The sequence below is a fragment of the Alsobacter metallidurans genome (assembly GCF_014636935.1).
GTDB lineage: Bacteria > Pseudomonadota > Alphaproteobacteria > Rhizobiales > Beijerinckiaceae > Alsobacter > Alsobacter metallidurans.
The window spans coordinates 1,748,807-1,767,744 of record NZ_BMES01000001.1 but is presented as its reverse complement, the minus strand read 5'-3'; the positions used below and the strand labels follow the sequence as shown (position 1 = coordinate 1,767,744).

Annotated in this window: 21 protein-coding genes and 1 tRNA gene; 6 read left to right on the top strand and 16 right to left on the bottom strand. The window is 68.4% G+C overall.

The genetic code is table 11. The annotated features are described in order from the left end of the window. The first annotated feature begins 19 nt into the window (after positions 1–19). Entirely contained in the window at positions 20–1,369 is a 1,350-nt protein-coding gene (locus tag IEV99_RS08120) for an esterase-like activity of phytase family protein (protein WP_188517155.1), read from the top strand. A 139-nt stretch (positions 1,370–1,508) separates the two neighbouring features. Here IEV99_RS08120 and IEV99_RS08115 read toward each other — a convergent pair whose 3' ends face one another. From IEV99_RS08115 to phnC, 13 genes are all read right to left on the bottom strand, one after another. Further along, positions 1,509–2,381 carry an alpha/beta fold hydrolase gene (locus IEV99_RS08115; protein WP_244643783.1) on the bottom strand — a complete coding sequence of 291 codons (873 nt, stop codon included), beginning with the start codon at positions 2,379–2,381 and terminating at the stop codon, positions 1,509–1,511. 242 nt (positions 2,382–2,623) lie between these two features. Then, positions 2,624–3,223 (bottom strand): phosphonate metabolism protein/1,5-bisphosphokinase (PRPP-forming) PhnN, encoded by a 600-nt coding sequence (gene phnN, locus IEV99_RS08110; protein ID WP_188517153.1) that lies wholly within the window; start codon positions 3,221–3,223, stop codon positions 2,624–2,626. Then, positions 3,220–4,365: an alpha-D-ribose 1-methylphosphonate 5-triphosphate diphosphatase gene (locus IEV99_RS08105; protein WP_188517152.1), complete on the bottom strand. Its 1,146-nt coding sequence runs from the start codon at positions 4,363–4,365 to the stop codon at positions 3,220–3,222. The genes phnN and IEV99_RS08105 overlap by 4 nt, the downstream gene beginning before the upstream one ends. Positions 4,366–4,373: 8 nt before the next feature. After that, positions 4,374–5,069, bottom strand: coding sequence for a phosphonate C-P lyase system protein PhnL (phnL, locus tag IEV99_RS08100; protein WP_188517151.1), 696 nt, complete (start codon positions 5,067–5,069; stop codon positions 4,374–4,376). Position 5,070: 1 nt separating this feature from the next. Continuing rightward, on the bottom strand, positions 5,071–5,856 hold the full coding sequence (phnK, locus tag IEV99_RS08095; RefSeq protein WP_188517150.1) for a phosphonate C-P lyase system protein PhnK: 786 nt from the start codon (positions 5,854–5,856) through the stop codon (positions 5,071–5,073). After that, the gene (locus IEV99_RS08090; protein ID WP_244643677.1) at positions 5,853–6,746 is read right to left on the bottom strand and encodes an alpha-D-ribose 1-methylphosphonate 5-phosphate C-P-lyase PhnJ; all 894 of its coding nucleotides are present in this window, start codon (positions 6,744–6,746) and stop codon (positions 5,853–5,855) included. Before IEV99_RS08090 ends, phnK begins: the two co-directional genes overlap by 4 nt. Then, complete coding sequence (locus tag IEV99_RS08085) at positions 6,743–7,864, bottom strand: carbon-phosphorus lyase complex subunit (protein ID WP_188517149.1); 1,122 nt, start codon at positions 7,862–7,864, stop codon at positions 6,743–6,745. Before IEV99_RS08085 ends, IEV99_RS08090 begins: the two co-directional genes overlap by 4 nt. Positions 7,865–7,873: 9 nt before the next feature. Then, on the bottom strand, positions 7,874–8,479 hold the full coding sequence (gene phnH / locus IEV99_RS08080) for a phosphonate C-P lyase system protein PhnH (RefSeq protein ID WP_188517148.1): 606 nt from the start codon (positions 8,477–8,479) through the stop codon (positions 7,874–7,876). Continuing rightward, entirely contained in the window at positions 8,479–8,943 is a 465-nt protein-coding gene (phnG, locus tag IEV99_RS08075) for a phosphonate C-P lyase system protein PhnG (RefSeq protein ID WP_244643666.1), read from the bottom strand. The genes phnH and phnG overlap by 1 nt, the downstream gene beginning before the upstream one ends. 43 nt (positions 8,944–8,986) lie before the next feature. Beyond that, complete coding sequence (gene phnE / locus IEV99_RS08070) at positions 8,987–9,871, bottom strand: phosphonate ABC transporter, permease protein PhnE (protein ID WP_244643664.1); 885 nt, start codon at positions 9,869–9,871, stop codon at positions 8,987–8,989. Further along, entirely contained in the window at positions 9,868–10,752 is an 885-nt protein-coding gene (phnE, locus tag IEV99_RS08065; RefSeq protein WP_188517147.1) for a phosphonate ABC transporter, permease protein PhnE, read from the bottom strand. Before phnE (IEV99_RS08065) ends, phnE (IEV99_RS08070) begins: the two co-directional genes overlap by 4 nt. Positions 10,753–10,811: 59 nt before the next feature. Continuing rightward, positions 10,812–11,750, bottom strand: a complete 939-nt coding sequence (gene phnD, locus IEV99_RS08060) for a phosphonate ABC transporter substrate-binding protein (protein ID WP_188517146.1) — start codon at positions 11,748–11,750, stop codon at positions 10,812–10,814. Positions 11,751–11,786: 36 nt separating this feature from the next. Beyond that, positions 11,787–12,587: a phosphonate ABC transporter ATP-binding protein gene (phnC, locus tag IEV99_RS08055; RefSeq protein ID WP_188517145.1), complete on the bottom strand. Its 801-nt coding sequence runs from the start codon at positions 12,585–12,587 to the stop codon at positions 11,787–11,789. Between the two features lie 140 nt (positions 12,588–12,727). Here phnC and IEV99_RS08050 point away from each other — a divergent pair, with 140 nt between their 5' ends. From IEV99_RS08050 to IEV99_RS08035, 4 genes are all read left to right on the top strand, one after another. Further along, positions 12,728–13,345, top strand: coding sequence for a DapH/DapD/GlmU-related protein (locus IEV99_RS08050; RefSeq protein WP_188517144.1), 618 nt, complete (start codon positions 12,728–12,730; stop codon positions 13,343–13,345). Positions 13,346–13,348: 3 nt separating this feature from the next. Then, the gene (locus tag IEV99_RS08045; RefSeq protein WP_188517143.1) at positions 13,349–14,041 is read left to right on the top strand and encodes a DUF1045 domain-containing protein; all 693 of its coding nucleotides are present in this window, start codon (positions 13,349–13,351) and stop codon (positions 14,039–14,041) included. Between the two features lie 112 nt (positions 14,042–14,153). After that, positions 14,154–14,594 carry a hypothetical protein gene (locus IEV99_RS08040; RefSeq protein WP_188517142.1) on the top strand — a complete coding sequence of 147 codons (441 nt, stop codon included), beginning with the start codon at positions 14,154–14,156 and terminating at the stop codon, positions 14,592–14,594. A gap of 46 nt (positions 14,595–14,640) precedes the next feature. Next, the gene (locus tag IEV99_RS08035) at positions 14,641–15,669 is read left to right on the top strand and encodes a CorA family divalent cation transporter (RefSeq protein ID WP_188517141.1); all 1,029 of its coding nucleotides are present in this window, start codon (positions 14,641–14,643) and stop codon (positions 15,667–15,669) included. Here IEV99_RS08035 and IEV99_RS08030 read toward each other — a convergent pair. The 3 genes from IEV99_RS08030 to IEV99_RS08020 all read right to left on the bottom strand — a co-directional run bounded on the left by IEV99_RS08030 (position 15,666) and on the right by IEV99_RS08020 (position 17,772). After that, positions 15,666–16,577 carry a lysophospholipid acyltransferase family protein gene (locus tag IEV99_RS08030; RefSeq protein WP_188517140.1) on the bottom strand — a complete coding sequence of 304 codons (912 nt, stop codon included), beginning with the start codon at positions 16,575–16,577 and terminating at the stop codon, positions 15,666–15,668. The genes IEV99_RS08035 and IEV99_RS08030 overlap by 4 nt on opposite strands. 501 nt (positions 16,578–17,078) lie before the next feature. Further along, a complete protein-coding gene (locus tag IEV99_RS08025) occupies positions 17,079–17,708 on the bottom strand; it encodes a hypothetical protein (protein WP_188517139.1) in 630 nt (209 codons plus the stop codon). Then, positions 17,697–17,772, bottom strand: a tRNA-Glu gene (locus IEV99_RS08020). The genes IEV99_RS08025 and IEV99_RS08020 overlap by 12 nt, the downstream gene beginning before the upstream one ends. A gap of 141 nt (positions 17,773–17,913) precedes the next feature. Here IEV99_RS08020 and IEV99_RS08015 point away from each other — a divergent pair. Then, positions 17,914–18,927 (top strand): DMT family transporter, encoded by a 1,014-nt coding sequence (locus IEV99_RS08015; protein WP_244643663.1) that lies wholly within the window; start codon positions 17,914–17,916, stop codon positions 18,925–18,927. The last annotated feature ends 11 nt before the right edge of the window (positions 18,928–18,938 follow it).

Below are 18,938 nucleotides of genomic sequence, written 5' to 3'. Positions count from 1 at the left end.
CTTTCCCATTGGGGGTCACATGAAACGCGCCGTAATCCTGGTCAGCCTCGGGTTGGCGACCGTCGCCAGCGCCGCATCCGCACAGCAGGAATTCCCGGCCAAGCTCGCCGGACACGCCGTCCTGGCGGCCGAAACCTTCATCCCCGCTCCATCCGACGCTCCCGTCGATCTCCAGACCTCCGGGAAATACACGACGGGCAAGCGCGTGGATGCGCAAGGCTCCGTGATGGGCATGTCGTTCGAGCGTGCGACGGGCGTGAAGCTGCCGTTCAAGGGCCAGCCCATCCAGGGGCACTCCGGCATCAAGGTCATGCCGGACGGCTCGTTCTGGATCATCACAGACAACGGCATGGGCGCGAAAGCGAATTCGCCCGACTCCATGCTGTACCTGAACAACTGGACGATCGACTGGAAGACTGGCGCGTGGCGGCACAACAAGACCGTGTTCCTGCACGACCCCGACAAGAAGGTCCCGTTCCGCATCGTCCACGAGGGAAGCGAGAAGCGCTATCTCACGGGATCGGATTTCGACACGGAAGGCTTCCAGATCATTGGCGACACGCTGTGGATCGGCGACGAATTCGGACCCTACCTCATCAAGGCCGACATGAACGGCAAGGTTTTGGGCGTGTTCGAGACGGTCGCTGACGGCAAGCCGGTGCGCTCTCCCGACCATTTCGGCGCCGCGTCGCCGGGCGCGCCGGGAGCGACCTACACCAACGTCAACCTGCGTCGCTCGAAAGGGTTCGAGGGCTTCGCCTCCAGCAAGGACGGCAAGTTCATCTACGGTCTGCTCGAGGGGCCGCTCTGGAATGCCGAGACCAAGGACTGGGAGAAGGTGGACGGAACCGAAGCGTCCCGCATCCTCGAGTTCGACGTCGCGGCCGAAAAGTTCACCGGCCGGTTCTGGCAGTACCGGTTCGAGGCCAACGGCAACGCCATCGGCGACTTCAACATGATCGACGGGACGACCGGACTGATCATCGAGCGCGACAACGGCGAGGGCACGGCCGACAAGGCGTGCGCGGCCGGCGTCCGCGGGGCCGACTGCTTCCCGGACATCGCCAAGTTCAAGCGCGTCTACAAGATCGAGCTGACGGACGCCAATGTCGGCAAGCCGGTGCGTAAGATCGGCTTTATAGACCTCCTGAAGATCCAGGACCCGGACAAGCTGGCGCGCAAACCGCTCACCGCCGGCGTTCTCACCTTCCCGTTCTTCACGATCGAGAATGTCGACGTGGTCGACGCCAGCCACATCGTGGTCGGCAACGACAACAACCTGCCGTTCTCGTCGAGCCGCGAGCCCAACAAGGCGGACGACAACGAGCTTGTTCTGCTGCAGGTGGAAGACCTGCTGAAAGCCAAGTAACGGACGAGAAACACGCTGCGGAAGGGCGACAACCTTTCCGCAGCGTCCCGGGGCGGCAAAGCCTGCGGCGCGGCCCGTACGACGCCCGGAGCGGGCCTGCGTTCGTAACGGCCTAGGCTCCCGTTCACGCAGCGAGGGACTAGAAGGCCTGGTCGCTGTGAAACAAGTCGAACGCTTCCCAGAAGCGGGCGCGCACGGCGTCGGTTTCGAGCAGCACCTCGTGGGCGCAGTCGGCAAGCGACACCGCCCTGGCGTTCGGCAGGGCCTCGCAAAACGCCATGGCGGCGAACGTCGAGGTCACGCGATCCCGGTCACCCGCCACCATCAGCACCGGCGCGGTGATGGCTGAGGCGTTCCGCACCGCATCCATCGCCTGAAGGGCTGCGTGGAGCCACCCCACCGTGGGACGTCCGACCGTCAGGTGCGGAGCCCGCGCGACGATGTCGGCGGCGCGGCCATACCGCACCGGGCATGCGGTCAGCAGGTTGTCGGGCCTGAACGGCGACGCCACCTCGCCATTGCGCCGCCCGCCAGGGATGGAGGCCTGGCCGAGGCCCGCTGCGGCGAAAGCCGTGGAGAACATCCGCGCGACGTCCGGCCTCAGGTTGGGCGCGAGCGCGATCATGGGCGCAGTCAGGACGGCGCTTGCGAAGAGCCCCGAGTTCCTCGCCATGGTCTGCAACAGCACGTTCGCGCCCATTGAGTGCGCCAAGGCGTGAAAGGGCCGGGGCAGTCCCGCGAACCACCGCTTGGTGACGATGTCCTGAAGGTCGCCGACAAAGGGCGCGAAGCACTCTACATGGTTCAGGCGCGGATCAGCGACCAGACGCTCCGACCCGCCCTGCCCGCGCCAGTCGAAGGTCGCGACCGCGAAGCCTCGCGCCAGCAGTTCGCGGATCGTCTCGTAGTATTTCTCGATGAAGTCGGCGCGGCCCTGCAGGATCCACATCGTTCCGCGCGCGGGTCCGGGCGGCCGCCAGGATGCGAACCGCACCTGTACGCCGTCGCGCATCTGCAGCACGCCGCTTTCCGCGCCCGATGGGGCCTGGTCGGACAGGCTGGACGCCAGGCCGCCAGTCGCGGACTGGAGCGAATGTCTGCGCCCGACACGCGCAGGCTCGCGTGTCGTGCGCAGCGGCGCGAGCCTTGGAAGAATGTGCGTGGACAACATCGGCCAGTGGGATCACGAGGCGCCCGTGGGCAACAACCTCGCTTTGTGCCCGTCTGTGCTTTGTCATGCAACAGTCATGGGCGTCATCGAGAGTATACGACCCCGCGCCAGACTGCGCCGCCTGCCAGCGCGGAGTCGATCAGGTCGTTCAGGACCGCCGCCGCGACCCGGGGTTCGCCAACATTCAGGATCTCCAGGTCATACGAGACCTGTTGAGTGGCCTGGGTCGATCGCGCGAGCCGCTCGGCGATGTTTTCGCTGCGGCCTCGCGCCGCCAGCCGGTGCTTGAGGACATCCGGCGGAGCGTTCACGAGCACGACCGAGACGTTGGCGAAGCGCTCTCGCGCTGCGGCCAGAACCGCCCGCGATACGTTCGCGACAACCACGGATCCTTTGCCCACGGCCTCGGAGACTGACGGGGGAAGCGCGTAGCAGAGCCCATGGGCGCGCCAGGCGAGCGGATAAAGTCCGGCAGCCTCGCCGGCGAGGAAGTCGTCTTCCGTGAAGGTGTCGTGGTCTTCGAAGGCGCCCGCCAGCCGGGTGACGAGCCGTCGGGGGAACACCACGCGCGGATCATACGCGAAAGCGTCTCGCGCCAGGCCGATCAGCGTGTCCTTGCCGGCGCCGCTGGGTCCCACCACCAGGACGAGATGGCCCGGGCCAATGCGGCGGCTCTGGCTCATGACACCCTCCGCCCCTCTCGCCACACGGCCCGCACGGCCGGAAGGTCGCCCTGCGTGACCCGGACGAGATCGGCGCGCAGGCCGACCTCGATGCGACCGCGATCCGCGAGCCCGGCCGATTGGGCCGGATTGTCCGTCACGGTCGCGACCGCGTCCGGCAGCGTGATCGAGGGGACGCGGCGGTGGAGGTCGAAGGCGGCGTGGATCAGGCTCGCCGGCACGTAGTCCGACGAGAAGATGTCGAGCATGCCGAGCCGCGCCAGCTCTTCGGCAGCCACGTTGCCGGAATGCGAGCCGCCCCGCACCAGGTTGGGCGCGCCCATCAGGACGCCGATGCCGGCCGCGTGTGACGCCTCGGCGGCCTCCACGGTGGTCGGGAACTCGGCGATCGAGACACCGTCGGCGCGCGATTCCGCCACATGCTCCAGCGTCGCGTCGTCGTGGCTGGCCAGCGACACCTTGTTCGCTTGCGCGATGGCCACCAACGCGCGGCGGTTGGCGACGCCGTAGCGCTCGTTCTCCTCGATCCGGCGCGACACGAGCTGCTGCAGCTCGGCTTCGGTCAGCGAGGTCTTGCCCCGGTAGTAGACGAGGAACTTCTCCACGTCCCGGAACTGCCGCTGCCCCGGCGTGTGGTCCATCAGCGACATCAAGTGAATAGGCCGCTTGGCCAGAAAAGCCTTCGTGACCTCGATCACGTCCGGCGTGCAGATCTCGCAGCGCAGATGGGTGAGGTGCTCGGCCCGCAGGAGGTTCCTGGCGCGAGCCTCGTCCAGCGCGTCCGCGAGGATCTCCAGGCTGTTGGTCACGGCGTCGCGGCGGTCTTCCTGTCCGGCGCGCAGCGAGTCGAACACGGTCGTGATGCCCGAGCCGGCGATCTGCGCGTCATAGGCCAGAACGGCCGACACGGCGGGCCATTCCACGGCCGGGCGCGGCTTGTAGTGCAGCTCCAAGTGGTCGGTGTGCAACTCGACGAGCCCGGGGATGAGCGTGTCGCCGCCGAGGTCGAGCCCCTTCTCGGGGCCAGCCCCCTCGCCGATCTCGACGATGCGGCCGTCGCTCACCGCCACCCAGCCGTTGGCGACGACGTGGTCGCGGAGCACCAGCGTGGCGTTGGAGAGCACGTAGTCGCGCGGGTCCATGGGATCTCTCAGGCTGCGGCGGAAAAGCGGGTGACGTCGACGACGCGATCAGCCACCCGGTCGCGCACGTCCTCGTCATGGAAGATGCCCAGGATGGCGACGCCGCGGCGCTTCTTGTCGTGGATGAGTTCCACCACGGCGGCGCGGTTGCGGGCGTCGAGCGAGGCGGTCGGCTCGTCGAGCAGCAGCACCGGGTGCTCGGCCACGAAGCCGCGCGCGATGTTGACGCGCTGCTGCTCGCCGCCCGAGAAGGTGGCGGGCGGCAGGCTCCAGAGCCGGCGCGGCACGTTGAGGCGCTCCAGCAAGGCCGCGGCGCGCCCGGTCGCCTCGTCGGACGATGCGCCCTGCTCGACGGCCGCCTGCGCGACGAGGTCGAGGGCGGAGACGCGCGGGATCACGCGCAGGAACTGGCTCACATAGCCAAGCGTGGTTCGCCGAAGCCGCAGCACGCGGCGCGGCTCGGCGCGCGCGACGTCGACGCGTTCGCCGCCGTCCTGCACCCACACGTGGCCGTCGTCGCACCGGTAGTTGCCGTAGGCGATCTTCAGCAGCGAGGACTTGCCGGCGCCGGAGGGCCCGCCCAGCACCACGCATTCGCCCGGGCTGACGGCGAGGGACACGTCGCGCACCACCGGCAGGCGCGCGCCGCCTTGCAGGTGCATCGTGAAGGTCTTGCCGACGCGGTCGATCGAGAGCGCTTCCATGTCAGACCTGCAGCACGGAGGAGACGAGCAGTTGCGTGTAGGGCTCGCGCGGGTCGTCGAGCACCTGGTCGGTGAGGCCCGTTTCGATCACCCGGCCCTGCCGCATCACCATGATGCGGTGCGACAGCAGGCGCGCGACCGCGAGATCATGCGTCACGATGATCACCGCGAGGCCGAGATCGGCGACGAGCCCGCGCAGGAGGTCGAGCAGGCGCGCCTGCACGGAGACGTCGAGGCCGCCGGTCGGCTCGTCCATGAACACGAGGCGCGGATGCGTCACGAGGTTGCGGGCGATCTGGAGGCGCTGGCGCATGCCGCCCGAAAAGGCGCGCGGCTGGTCGTCGATGCGATCGGCGTCGATCTCGACGCGGCCGAGCCAGTCGGCGGCCGTGTCGCGGATGCGGCCGTAATGGCGCTCGCCCACCGCCATCAGCCGCTCGCCGACATTGGCCCCCGCGGACACGCCCATGCGCAGGCCCTGGCGCGGATCCTGGTGCACGAAGCCCCAGTCAGTGCGCATCAGGAAGCGGCGCTCGGCCTCAGCCAGCGCGAACATGTCGCGCAGGACGCCGTCGCGCATGCGATAGCGCACCGCGCCGGCACTCGGCGCGAGCTGGGTCGAGAGCACGCTCAGCAGCGTCGATTTGCCGGAGCCGGACTCGCCGACCACGGCCAGGACCTCGCCCGGGTAGAGATCGAACGACACGTCGACGCAGCCGACGCGCGCGCCGTAGCTCTTGCCGAGGCCCTCGACCTGAAGAAGCGGACGATCGTGACCGGCGCTCATGCCGCGCCTCCGTCGGCAGGAGTGTCCGCGAGCATCTCGCCGCGATGGCCCTCGGCGCGTCGGGTCTCGCAGAAATCCGTGTCCGAGCACACGAACATGCGCCCGCCCCGGTCATCCAGCACCACCTCGTCCAGGTAGACGCCATGCGCGGCGCACAGCGCGCAGGGCTTGTCGAACCGGTTCACCTCGAAGGGATGATCCTCGAAATCCAGCGACACGACCTGCGTATACGGAGGCAGCGCGTAGATGCGCTTTTCGCGACCCGCGCCGAAAAGCTGCAGCGCCGGCGACAGGTGCATCTTGGGATTGTCGAACTTGGGCGTCGGCGAAGCGTCCATCAGGTAGCGGCCGTTCACCTTCACCGGATACGCGTAGGTGGTCGCGATGTGGCCGTGCCGGGCGATGTCCTCGTAGAGCTTCACGTGCATGAGGCCGTATTCCTCGAGCGCATGCATGGTGCGCGTCTCGGTTTCGCGCGGCTCCAGGAAGCGCAGCGGCTCGGGGATCGGCACCTGGTAGACGAGGATCTGGTCCTCGGTCAGCGGCGCCTCCGGGATGCGGTGGCGCGTCTGGATCACGGTGGCGTCGGCCGTCGACGTCGTGGTGGCGACGCCGGCCGTGCGGGCGAAGAACTTGCGGATCGAGACCGCATTGGTGGTGTCGTCCGAGCCCTGGTCGATGACCTTGAGCACGTCGTGCTCGCCGATCACCGCCGCCGTCACCTGCACGCCGCCCGTGCCCCAGCCATAGGGCATCGGCATCTCGCGCGACGCGAACGGGACCTGATAGCCCGGGATCGCGATCGCCTTCAGGATGGCGCGGCGGATCATCCGCTTCGTTTGTTCGTCGAGATACGCGAAGTTGTATCCGGCCGTCATGGGGGCGTTCATTCGGCCGCCTCCCTGTGCGCGGCGGCGTCGGACGCTTTCGCGGCGGCGCGCTCGGCGTGCTCGCGGCGGAGCTGCCGGACCAGGCCGAGCTCGGCCTGGAAGTCGACGTAGTGCGGCAGCTTCAGGTGCTCCACGAAGCCGGTGGCCTGCACGTTGTCGGAGTGGGACAGCACGAATTCCTCGTCCTGCGCGGGCGCGACCACGTCCTCGCCGAACTCGCGGGTGCGCAGCGCCCGGTCGACCAGCGCCATCGACATGGCCTTGCGCTCGGACTGGCCGAAGACGAGGCCGTAGCCCCGGGTGAACTGCGGCGCGACCTCGGCCGTGCCGGCGAACTGGGTCACCATCTCGCATTCGGTGAGCGCCACGCGTCCGAGCGAGACCGGAAAGCCGAGCTCCTCGGGGGTGAACGCGACCTCGACCTCGCCAAAGCGGATCTCGCCCACGAACGGGTGCGTCCGGCCAAAGCCGCGCTGGGTGGAGTAGCCGAGCGCCAGCAGGAAGCCCTCGTCGCCGCGCGCCAGGTTCTGCAGGCGCAGATCGCGACCGGCCGGGAACTCCAGCGGCTCGCGGGTGAGGTCGCCCACCGGATGGTCTGCCTGGGCCCCCGGATTGACCTCGATCAGCCCCTCGTCGTCGAGGAGCCCGGTGACGTGCGGGGCGTCGATCGCCTCGCCCTGCCCGGCCGTCGCGGGCTCGGGCGGCGACACGCCGGCCGCGAGGGCGAAGTCGACGAGGCGATGCGTGTAGTCGAAGGTGGGGCCGAGCACCTGGCCGCCGGGCAAATCCTTGTAGGTCGCCGACACGCGCCGCTCGATGCGCATGGCGCCGGAATCCACCGGCTCGGAGGCGCCGAAGCGCGGCAGCGTGGTGCGAAAGGCGCGAACGAGGAAGATGGCCTCGATCAGGTCGCCGCGGCTCTGCTTGATGGCGAGGGCGGCGAGGTCGCGGTCGTAGAGCGAGCCTTCCGCCATCACGCGGTCGACCGCCAGCGCGAGCTGCTCGTCGATCTGGGCGGGCGTGATCTCCGGAACGGCAGGGTCGCCGCGCCGGGCGTGATCCAGGAGGCGGTGGGCGTTGTCGATCGCCCGCTCACCGCCTTTGACTGCGACATACATGGGTGGATCTCACTTCTCGACGACGGTCGAGCGGGGGATGGCGGCAACGCGGTCGCCATGAACGAAAACGAGGTCGACGCCGCGCGGGAAAAGCCCGCGGTTGTCCGACAGGCGGCCCAGGAAGTCGTGGGGCAGCGGGCCGGCCGAGAAGCGGGTTTGCCCGTTCACGCCGGGGCCGGCGAGCCGCCAGCCGCTCTCCGTGTCGATCCAGTCGACGCCGATCACCAGCGTGGTGGAGCGGTCCGGGTATTCGGGCGAGCCCAGGGCGAAACAGTCGAGCGGCGGCATCTCGGCCCCGTCGGCCAGAAACGCGAAGCTGGCCTTGCGCGGGTCGGCGACGATCGGCGCGCCGGTGTGGAAGCGGAGGAACTCCGCCACGGCCGGATCGGCCGCGAGCGCGTCGTCCAGCCACACGGGGCTTTCGAAATCGCACATCGCGAGCGCCAGCGCGGCGGCGGCGGGAGCCATTCGCCCGGGCGGTTTCACGGCCACCGTCAACGTGCGGATGAGCCCTGGGCGCGCCATCGCCATCATGACGCAGCGGAACACCGCCTGCGCGTCGAACACCGGGCGCTCGAAGCCGGCCGAGAGGGTGGTCGAGAGTGCGGCGGACATCAGTCTTCTCCGCGAACGAGGGTGAAGAAGTCCACCCGGGTGGCCGCCGAGCGGGCGGCCGCCTCGCGCCGGTCGGCCTCCATGCGGGCCTGGACGGGGTCGAGGAACACGGTTTCCACCAAAGCGCTGTCGCGCAGCCAGACCGCGTCGATCACAGCCGCCAGCCGGGCGCGGGACGGGTCGCGGCCGAGCAGGTAGGACATCCCGACCTCGCCGGTCTCCAGCCGCACTGCGGCGCGCGTGACGGTCGCCTCGCCCATGTTGAAGGGAGCGCCGTCGCCGCCCATCCGGCCGCGCAGCATGACGAGCCCGATCTCGGGAGCGCGAAGGTCCTGGCAAGCGGGCCGGCCCAGGCGGGCCACGGCCTGCTCGAGTTCGTCGAGCGTAGCGACGGCGGCGGTCGCCATCAGGTGCTGGCGGGCGACGGTGTCGTCGGTGCGCCGGGCGTTCAACTGCATGACCATGGAAGGTCTGCTAAGCCGGTCGGATGACGCCCGGATGACGCATTCAGCGCTGCGGGCGGTTTCCGATCACGGCGAAGCGCAGCCGCGCCGACACGGCGTCGATCAGCACCACGGCCGCCAGCACCAGCAGCACCAGGAAGGAGACGTGGCCCCACTCCAGCACCTTGATCTCCTCGTAGAGGTACTGGCCGATGCCGCCCGCGCCGACGATGCCGATGATGGTGGCCGACCGGGTGTTCGACTCGAAGAAGTAGAGGACCTGGCTCGCCATCACGGGCAGCACCTGCGGCAGCAGGCCGAAGCGCACCCCGTGCAGCCGGCTTCCGCCCGCCGATTCGACGCCCTCCACGGCCTTGTTGTCCGCCGCCTCGATGGCCTCCGAGAACAGCTTGCCGAAAGCGCCGAAGTCCGAGCTCATGATCGCCAGCACGCCCGCGAAGGGGCCGAGGCCCACCACGTTGATCCAGATGAGCGCCCAGATCAGCGTGTCGACGCTGCGTACCGTGTCCAGGAAGCGGCGCACGCCGAAGCGGAAGATCCAGGTCGGGATGACGTTGCGCGCCGCCAGAAACCCCAGCGGCAGCGCCAGCATCGCGGCCAGCAGCGTGCCCAGGAATGCGATGGCGAGCGTCTCCGCCAGGGCGTGCAGGTAGGTGAGCAGCTTGGCGGTCGTCCCGTAGCTGGGCGGCAGCATTAGGCCGACGAAGTCCCCCAGTCGCCCCAGCCCGGCGAAGACCCGGGACCATGAGACGTCGAGGCTCGCGAGCGCATAAGCGAACAGCGCGACGGGGGCGACCACGCAGGCCGCCACGACGGCGCGGCGGCCCCAATCGGGCCGGAACGCCGACGGATGACGCGCCGTCAGGGCTGCGAGATCCACGTCGGCCAGCCTCGCCCGGCGGGAAGCGGCTTCAGGCACGGCGCTCAACGCCCCAACTCCCGGCCGATCAGCGCGTGCCGGGCGCGTTCGGTGACGAGGTCGATCAGCATCACGGTGACGACGATCAGCATCAGGATGGCGCTGACGTCCGAGTAGTAGAACTTGCGGATCGCCTCCACGAGGTCCTGTCCGATGCCCCCCGCGCCGACGAAGCCCATGATGGCGGCCCCGCGCACGTTCACCTCGAAGCGCAGCAACGTGTAGCTGACGAAGTTGGAGAGCACCTGCGGAAGAGTGCCGAAGCGCACGCCCTGCGCCCAGTTCGCCCCGGTGGCGGCTACGCCCTCCACCGGCTTCATGTCGATGTTCTCGACCACCTCGGCGAAGAGCTTGCCGAGCGCTCCCATGGTGTGGATCCCCAGCGCCAAAACGCCGGGAAGCGGCCCGAGGCCGAACGCCACGACGAAGATGAGCGCGAAGACGAGTTCAGGGACGGTGCGGCAGAATTCCAGGAATCGCCGCGCCGAGAAGCGCAGCCACGGGGCCACGACCATGTTGCGCGCCGCCAGGAAGCTGAGCCCGAAGGCGCCGAGCCCTCCGATCACCGTGCCCAGATAGGCGATGAGCAGCGTTTCGCCCAGCAGGCGAAGCCATTTCCGCAAACCCCAGAGCCACTCGGCCGGGTTCGTGAAAACCAGGTGGCCGTCCTCCAGCGTGAAGATGCGCCCGATATAGCTGGTGAAACGTCCGAGATTGCCGAAAAAGGTCCCGAGGTCGACTTCGCTGATCCGCGCCGCGGCCAGGATGAGCGCCGCCAGAATTGCGATGCCGAGGAGCGTCCGTCGCCGCCTGGCCGCGATCGCCGCCTCGTAGCCGTCCACGAGCGCCTGGTTTTGGGCGTCCGGCCGATGCGGAATGGCGGTCGCCATGGCGGACCCCTCAAGAAAAAAAAGGGCGCGGTCGAAACCGCGCCCCTGGAAGCTGAAGATCAGGACGACTTCTTGCGCAGGCTGTCGACGAAGCGGATCAGCTCGATCGTCTGGTCGTAGTCCTTGTTCTCGGTGGCGGCCCAGGGCTTGTTCTTGCCGTCCGAGAGCTTGTCGAAGGCGGCCTTGTCCTTGGTGGCGGCGCTCATGAAGGCGTCGCGGATCTTGGCCTTGAGGTCGTCCGGCAGGCTGTTGAGGTAGGCGTAGGGGCCGTTCACGATCATCGTGGACTTGTGGATGATGCGGTAGTCGCTGACCTTGGCGGGCGAGCCGTCGGCGTTCTTGAGCATGCCCTTGGTGATCATGCGGTAGAGATAGCTGTCGTCGTCGGCCGTCCAGGCGTTGGCGGCGACGTCCACGGTGCCCTGGCTGAGCGCCAGAACGGCGTTCTCGTGGCTGCCCGTGAACACGACCTTGTCGAAGAACTTCTCCGGCTCGATCTTCATCTTGTCGAGCTCGAAGCGGGGCATGTTGTTGCCGGAGGTGGAGTTCGGGTCGACGAGGCCGAGGTTCTTGCCCTTGAGGTCCTGCAGCGTCTTGTAGGGGCTCGAGGCCTTCACGTAGAAGACCGAGTAGTAGCCCTTCGTGCCGTCGTTGTTCACGTCCATCGCGAACACGTCGGTGGCGACGCCGGTGAGGCGGGCGCGGGCGAAGGACGCCGGGCCGTAATAGGCGATGTGGATGTTGCCGGCGCGCTGGCCTTCGATCACGGCCGCGTAGTCCTGGGCGACGCGCAGCGTCACCTTCACGCCGATCTCCTTGGACAGGTACTCCACGAAGGGGCCGTAGCGGTCGAGCACGCCCGAGCCATTCTCGGCCGGGATGACGCCGAGCACGAGCTCGGGATACTTGGCCTTCCAGTCCTGCGCGGCGGCGGCGGTGGCCAGCGTCGCGCCCACCAGGGCGGCGCCGGCGGCGATCAGAGTGCGACGGTTCAACATGGGTCTCTCCTGGGTGAAAACGTGGCCAAGGCGGGTTCAGGCGGCCGCGAAGGCGGCAGCGGCGGGTTGGGGACGCTCGGCGGCGGCGTCCATCACCTCGCCGGCCTCGAGGCCGTAGAGTTCGCGGGCGACGTCCTCGGTCAGCGCCTCGGGCGCGCCGTCGAACACCACGCGGCCCTGCGCCATGCCGACGAGGCGGTCGCAATAGGTGCGCGCGAGATCGAGCGAATGGAGGTTGCAGAGCACCGTGATGCAGTAGTGCTTGTTGATGCGCAGCAGCGCGTCCATGACGACCTTGGTGTTGCGCGGGTCGAGCGACGCGATCGGCTCGTCGGCCAGGATCATGCGCGGCTCCTGCACCAGCGCCCGCGCGATGGCGACGCGCTGCTGCTGGCCGCCCGAGAGGCTGTCGGCGCGCTGGGCCGCCAGGTTGGCGATGTCCAGCATCTCCAGCGCCGACAGCGCCATCGCCTTGTCCTGCGCGCTCCACAGCCGCAGCACGGAGCTCAGCGTCGAGGTCTTGTTGAGCCGGCCCATCAGCACGTTGGTGAGCACGTCGAGCCGGCCGCTGAGGTTGAACTGCTGGAAGATCATCGCGCAGTCGGCCCGCCAGTCGCGCAGCGCCTGCCCGCGCAGGGCCGTGACGTCGCGGCCGTCGCACAGGATCCGGCCTTCGCTCGGCTCCTGCAGGCGGTTGATCATGCGCAGCAGCGTCGACTTGCCGGCGCCGGAACGGCCGATCACGCCCACGAAGCCGCCGCTCTCGACCGTCAGGCTCACGTCGCTGACCGCAACCTTGCCGCCGAAGCGCCGCGTCAGTCCCTCGATCACCAGCATTGGGTCAGACCCCGGTTTCCGCTGGAGAACCGGCTAATCCGTCTGCGCAACGCTTTCGTGACAGCCGCGGCCGGACGCGTCATTCCGGCGTCACGACGCCATGCAACCGACCGCGCAATGGCCTGCGGAGGAGATTCGGCGTGGCGACGAAACTGGGACCAGAGCCGCTGATCCATCCCACCGCCCAGGTGGTAAAGTCCGAGCTCGGGCGCTACACCGAGGTGGGCGCGCGCACCAGCGTGGTCGAGACCCGCATGGGCGACTACTCCTACGTGGTGCAGGACGCCGACATCATCTACACGACGATCGGCCGCTTCTGCTCCATCGCGGCGGCGACGCGGATCAACCCCGGCAACCACCCCATGCACCGGGCCTCGCAGGCGCATTTTACCTACCGGGCGTCAGCCTATTTCGAGGGCGAGGCGGACGAGGCCGCGTTCTTCGACTGGCGGCGCTCGACGCCCGTCAGCATTGGCCACGACGTGTGGATCGGGCACGGCGCGATCGTCCTGCCCGGGCGCAGCGTCGGGACCGGCGCGGTGGTGGCGGCCGGCGCGGTGGTGACCAAGGACGTGGCGCCCTACGCGGTGGTCGCCGGCGTTCCGGCCCGGCCGGTGCGCGACCGCTTTGACGCGCGGACGGCCGACCGCCTCCAGGCGCTCGCCTGGTGGGACTGGGATCACGAGCGGCTGCGGCTGGCGTTGCCGGATTTTCGCGCCCTGTCGGTCGACGCGTTCCTCGAGCGCCACGGCGGCTGAGGCATGGACGGGCCCCGCTACGCCATCTACTTCGCGCCCTCCCCCGACACCGCGCTGTGGCGGTTCGGCTCCGCCGTGCTCGGCTACGACGCTTCCACGGGCGACGACACAAACGTGCTTGTCCCTGAAGGCTTTTCGCAGGCCGAATGGCGGGATCTGACGGCCGAGCCGCGCCGCTACGGCTTCCACGCGACCCTGAAGGCGCCGTTCCGGCTTGCCCAGGGACGACGCGAGGACGAACTCCTGGAGACGCTCCGCCATTTCGCGCACGGCCAGCCGGCCGTGGAGACCGGGCTCGCCGTGGCGGCGCTCGGCGCCTTCGTGGCGCTGGTTCCGCCTGGACGTCCGCCGGCGCTGTCGACGCTCGCCGATGCGGCCGTGGACGCCTTCGAGCCCTTTCGCGCGCCGCCCTCCCCGGCCGAGCGGCTACGCCGCAATCCCGACGCGATGACGCCGCGGCAACGCGAACTGTTCGAACGCTTCGGCTACCCGTATGTGCGCGAGCAGTACCGCTTTCACATGACGCTCACCGGCCCGCTGGGCGTCCACGCCGACGCCATCGCGGCGCGCCTGCGCGCGCTGGCCGCGCAGCGTCTCGGCGACGACCCCGTGAGGGTGAACCACGTTGCGCTGTTTCGGCAGGAGCCCGGCGAGCGTTTTCGCATCGTCGCGCACGCCGCGCTGGGCGAGGGCTGAGCTGGCCATGTGGTTCAGCCTCGCCCCGAAAGCGCCGCGCGAAGCTGAAGCTTCGCCTCTCGATTGTGACAAGCGGGCTCAGCATAGTGTCGCCGAACGGAGGGGCAGTCGCATGACGGATAAGCAAGCTCGCAAATTCGAAAAGCTGCTGGAGGCCCTTAAGGAGGCCAAGCAGGCCCGCAAGGTCGCGGCTTCCGCCCGCGGCGAGGTGAAGGGCATCGACGGGCGCAGCGGCATGCTGTCGGCGCTCGCGAGTTCGGCCGGCACGAAGGCCGTGGAGGCCGAGCTCGAGGCCCTCAGGGCCGAACGCCGCGCGCTCAAGAAACTGCACGCCTTCGCGGTGAAGCATATCGAGAGCGCCATCGCCAAGCTCAAGGAAAAGCCCGGAAAGTCCAAGAAGCAGAAGCGCAAGGCTCCGGCTTCGGAAGCTCTCGCAGCCGCGCCGGAGCCGCTGACGCCCGCCAATGACAAAACGGGCGAGCCCGGCGGCGGCGCGGCCAAAGCGGCGCGGCGCAAGCCCGACGCAGCCGCTCCCCAGCCAGCAAAGCCCTGATGCGCCCCCACGCGCGACCGGCTGAACGCCTTCGGCAGGCTCTGCGATGACAGCGCACGCCTCGGCGCTGCCCTTGGCCGACGAGCACACGCGGCCGGGCATCGTCTTCGCTTACCGGTTTGACGAGAACGGCCGTGGGCTGGCGCTGGCCCAGAACGCCGCGCCCACCCTGCCCGATCCCGACGGCCGCTTCTGGTGGGTGCATGTCAACCTCGTGGACAAGCGGGGGCGCGATTGGGTGTCGCGCCAGGCGTTCATCCCCGACGAGGCCAAGGAGGTCCTGCTCGCCTCCACGCAGCATGACCAGGTCGACATCGAGGGCGACGTGCTGGCGGGCGTTTTCGTCGACCTGAAGCTCGACTTCGCCCATGAGACCGAGGAGCTGGCGCAGCTGCGCTTCATCTTGGCGGAGCGCCTGCTGATCACAGGTCGTCGCCAGTCGCTCCGGTCCATCGAGGCCACGCGCGCCGCCGTGGAATCCGGTCGGCCCATCGATTCTGCGCTGGACCTGCTGGAGGCGATCGTCGACCGGGAGGCTGACGTGGTGGCGGCTGCCGCGACCGAGCTCGGCCACGCGGTGGACGGCGTCGAGGACAAAATCCTGGAGGGCTACGGCGCGGAAGCCGGCGCGCCCATCGGGGCCATGCGGCGGCGCGCCGTGCGGCTCAACCGCCAGCTGTCGCGCCTCATGGGCCTGTTCCGGCGCGTGGAACTCGCCCCCGCGCTGCGGCTGCCGGCGGACGTGCGGGAGGCCGCAGGGCGCATCGCGCAGCGGCTGGAGTCCATTCACCAGGAGGTTCACTCGACCCAGGAGCGCGCACGGCTGCTGCAGGACGAGATATCGGCCCGCCTGGCGGCCGAGACGAACCGCCAGCTCTACGCCCTGTCGATGCTGACCGCCGTGTTCCTGCCCGCGACCCTGGTCACGGGCCTGTTCGGCATGAACACCAAGGGGCTGCCGTTCGCCGAGGACGAAAGCGGCTTCTGGTGGGCCTGCGTGATCGCCGTTCTGGCCGCCATGCTGGTGTATCTCGGCCTCAAGGCCGCGCTCAGGCGAGGCGGCGGCCGCCGTTAATCCCGTTTCAGGCCCAGGCTGAGCTTGGCCGACACGGTGGCGATGCGGCTCTTCAACGCCACCCCGCGCCGCTCGGGCGAACACCGTGCTGGCAGGTCGGAGGCGAGCGCCTCGGTGCGGCGCCGCAAATCGGCCATCTGGGCCCGGCGATCGCCGGCTTGGGCCAACTCGCTCGGGTCGATCGGCGCGCCGATCGCGACGCGGAGCTCCGCCCCCATCCGGCTGCGGACCTCGTGGAAGATCAGCGCCAGCCGCAGCGTGAGGCTGAGATGGCTGGCGATCTGGAACACGCGGCTGTTCTGCCCCTCGAAATACATCGGGACCACGGCAGCCTTCGCCTTTTCGATCAATTGGGCGGTGAAGGGTTGCCATGGCGCGTCCTGGGCGGGCTTGCGCCCCAGGCGGTCCGGGGAGGTGGAAACGCCGCCGGCCGGAAACACCACGACGCAACCGCCCTGGGCGAGGTGGTCGCGCGCGGCCGCGCGGGACGCAAGGTTGGTCGCCATGGTGGTGGGCGAGCCAGAGAAGTCGACCGGGAGCAATTGCGGCGCCGCCTCTGGGGCGCGCAGCAGCACGGCATGGGTCAGGATCTTGAAGTCCGGGCGAATGCGCTCGGCCAGCCAGGCGATCACCAGCCCGTCCAGCACGCCATAGGGATGGTTGGCGACGATCACCAGGGGCCCGGTTTTCGGCAGCGCTGCGAGCCGGGCGGCGTCGAAGCGCACGTCGAGCCGAAGCCGCCGCACGGCGGCCGACCAGAAGCTCTCCCCGGCACGCGGGCGGAGCTGGTTGTCGACGTAGATCCGCTTCAGTTTGGGCTGGCCGGTCAGGCGCTCCACCGTGCGAATGACTCTACGCTTAAAGCGCGGCGTCGTTTCATCCGCGTAGCTGAACAGCAGGTCATCCATTCGTGGCCCCATGCGGCGCGACAATGGCCTGCTGGTAGCGATGGGTGATGACGCCCCCATGACGATACGCCGTTCACGCGCAAGCGAAGCTGACTTAACGCACAGCACTCCAATGGACCCGCGCACCAATACAAGTCGATCGAGCGCTGATTTTGGGCGGCATAGTCGGGTTGCATCGCTGAAGGCCTTCGTGAGAGCGCGTGAAGGCTGCGGCCGAGCCTTCGCGCGCCGCCATTGCTGTGTCGGTGCATCTGGCCTGTGTCGGGCTCGAGCATCTAACCTGATCAGCACGACAGCGACCGCGCCTTGAACAAGGGCCGGATACAATCCCGCGCGCTGACGATCGTTCAGGCCGCATTGGCTAAGCTGCCTAGTTAATTGGGACTCGCGCCCTCGCTCCCTGCAAGCAGACCCAGCCAACGACCACTGTGGGTCAAAAGCGGGCACTAACCACGCCAGCTTCGGGTCGTTTGGAAGAAGCGGCACAGCCAGTTCAGGCAATCAAGCAGCATCATCGCTGTACGATAATTTTGTCCTACCTTGCGCTGACTCGAATGGGGTTTCATCCACCGCGACGAAGTATCGGTTCGCCAGGCCCTGCTTACGATACCGCCAGTAAGCGTCGCGTACGGCGCGCGGGGAGAGATGATGCACATCACCGTTTCGAAATTTCCCGAGGACCTTCAGCCCAGTGTCGCCAATAGCTCCCCGAGATGCACGTCTGTTTGGATCGGCCAGAAGTGCCGGAGCTGTTTTGAAGGCTTCCTGTAAAGAGGCCCCTTCCCAAACGAGTTGGCTAACCACCGCGTAAATCGTTTGTTCACGTAGTGGATCTGGGGGGCGGTTCTTGAAAATCACATCCGAACGCTGCAGCCCGAGGAGCTTCAGGATCATTCGACCGGCGGGCGTGTCATTCCTGATTGCGTCCATGATCGCATCGGCGTTCTCACCTAAGCGTTCAGCACACGATCGAACATGCGCAACCGCGGCTGTCCCCACGTAGCCCGGCGTATCCCAGATGAACTCGAGCGCGGTATTGGGCGTGTTGCGAGTTAACGTCATCCGAAAGCCCTCGGCAACGAATTCGACAACGAAAAAAGTCGAGAAGGGCCAAAAAGCTGGCGCGCCCAACGGGACTCGAACCCGTGTTTTCGCCGTGAAAGGGCGACGTCCTAGACCGCTAGACGATGGGCGCAGCGCGAGGGGGCTTATAGGCGGGATCGCGGCGGGCCACAAGCCCGTCTGGCGATCTTTGGATACGCCATCGCGGCCCCTCCTCATGGGCTGAGGAAACCGCTAGAGAACCTCCCTGAAAACAAGCCAGGGCGAGGAAACGGTGGAGCAGGAAGGTGGGCGCGCGGGCGCCGGGGCTGCGGCGGAGAATGCTGCGGCGGGCGTAGATCATCGGCTCGCTCCGACCGGCCCGGGAGCTGCGCCCGATTCGGCCGCGACAGCCTCTCCGGGGCCGGAGCCCACGAGCGGCTCGGCAGGCCTCGGCATCCTGATGATGCTGGTCGGCATCTTCCTGTTTGTCTGCAACGACGTGATGGGAAAGTGGCTGGTGTCGACCTACACGGTCGGCCAGGTGCTTTTGATCCGCAGCCTGTTCGCGCTCGTCCTGCTGGCGCCCATGATCATGCGCGAGGGGCTCGGGCCAATCATCCGCCCTGCCCGCCCCGGCCTGCAGCTGCTGAGGATCGTGTTTTCCACGCTTGAGGTCGCGGCCTTCTACTGGGCGGTGGCTTACCTGCCGCTCGCCGACGTGGTGACCTTCTACCTGTCGGGCCCGATCTGGGTGACGGCGCTGGCCGGGCCGTTGCTCGGCGAGAAGGTGGGTTGGCGGCGCTGGACGGCGGTGCTGGTGGGCTTTTTGGGCGTCGTGATCGCGATGCGGCCGTCCGAGGCGGCCTTCGGGCTGCCGGCGCTGGTGGCGGTGTCGGGCAGCCTTCTCTTCGCGCTCCTGATGATCACCACCCGCAAGCTGCGCGACACGAGCGGCACCGTGCTGGTGACCTGGCAGGTGATCGGCGCGCTCGCCTTCGGGGCCGTGCTGGCGCCGTTCCAGTGGGTGACGCCGACGCCGCGGGATTTCGCGCTGCTGGGCATGCTGGGCGTGGTCGCGACGGTTGCGCATATCTGCGTGAACAAGTCGCTGAAGCTCGCGTCGGCGGCCGTGGTGGTGCCCTACCAGTACACGCAGATCGCCTGGGCGGTGTTGCTGGGCTGGCTCGTGTTCGGCGACGTGCCCGAGATGGCGGTGTTCGTCGGCTCGGCCGTGATCGTGGCGGCGGGCTTCTACATCTTCATGCGCGAGCAGGCGCTGGCGCGGACGGGGCGCACGTCGGGCTAAGCGCCTCGGTG

Coding starts and splice junctions, on each gene's coding strand:
- IEV99_RS08120 (WP_188517155.1), top strand. CDS start 20: ATGAAACGCGCCGTAATCCTGGTCAGCCTCGGGTTGGCGACCGTCGCC.
- IEV99_RS08115 (WP_244643783.1), bottom strand. CDS start 2,381: ATGCGCGACGGCGTACAGGTGCGGTTCGCATCCTGGCGGCCGCCCGGA.
- phnN (WP_188517153.1), bottom strand. CDS start 3,223: ATGAGCCAGAGCCGCCGCATTGGCCCGGGCCATCTCGTCCTGGTGGTG.
- IEV99_RS08105 (WP_188517152.1), bottom strand. CDS start 4,365: ATGGACCCGCGCGACTACGTGCTCTCCAACGCCACGCTGGTGCTCCGC.
- phnL (WP_188517151.1), bottom strand. CDS start 5,069: ATGGAAGCGCTCTCGATCGACCGCGTCGGCAAGACCTTCACGATGCAC.
- phnK (WP_188517150.1), bottom strand. CDS start 5,856: ATGAGCGCCGGTCACGATCGTCCGCTTCTTCAGGTCGAGGGCCTCGGC.
- IEV99_RS08090 (WP_244643677.1), bottom strand. CDS start 6,746: ATGAACGCCCCCATGACGGCCGGATACAACTTCGCGTATCTCGACGAA.
- IEV99_RS08085 (WP_188517149.1), bottom strand. CDS start 7,864: ATGTATGTCGCAGTCAAAGGCGGTGAGCGGGCGATCGACAACGCCCAC.
- phnH (WP_188517148.1), bottom strand. CDS start 8,479: ATGTCCGCCGCACTCTCGACCACCCTCTCGGCCGGCTTCGAGCGCCCG.
- phnG (WP_244643666.1), bottom strand. CDS start 8,943: ATGGTCATGCAGTTGAACGCCCGGCGCACCGACGACACCGTCGCCCGC.
- phnE (WP_188517147.1), bottom strand. CDS start 10,752: ATGGCGACCGCCATTCCGCATCGGCCGGACGCCCAAAACCAGGCGCTC.
- phnD (WP_188517146.1), bottom strand. CDS start 11,750: ATGTTGAACCGTCGCACTCTGATCGCCGCCGGCGCCGCCCTGGTGGGC.
- phnC (WP_188517145.1), bottom strand. CDS start 12,587: ATGCTGGTGATCGAGGGACTGACGCGGCGCTTCGGCGGCAAGGTTGCG.
- IEV99_RS08045 (WP_188517143.1), top strand. CDS start 13,349: ATGGACGGGCCCCGCTACGCCATCTACTTCGCGCCCTCCCCCGACACC.
- IEV99_RS08040 (WP_188517142.1), top strand. CDS start 14,154: ATGACGGATAAGCAAGCTCGCAAATTCGAAAAGCTGCTGGAGGCCCTT.
- IEV99_RS08035 (WP_188517141.1), top strand. CDS start 14,641: ATGACAGCGCACGCCTCGGCGCTGCCCTTGGCCGACGAGCACACGCGG.
- IEV99_RS08030 (WP_188517140.1), bottom strand. CDS start 16,577: ATGGATGACCTGCTGTTCAGCTACGCGGATGAAACGACGCCGCGCTTT.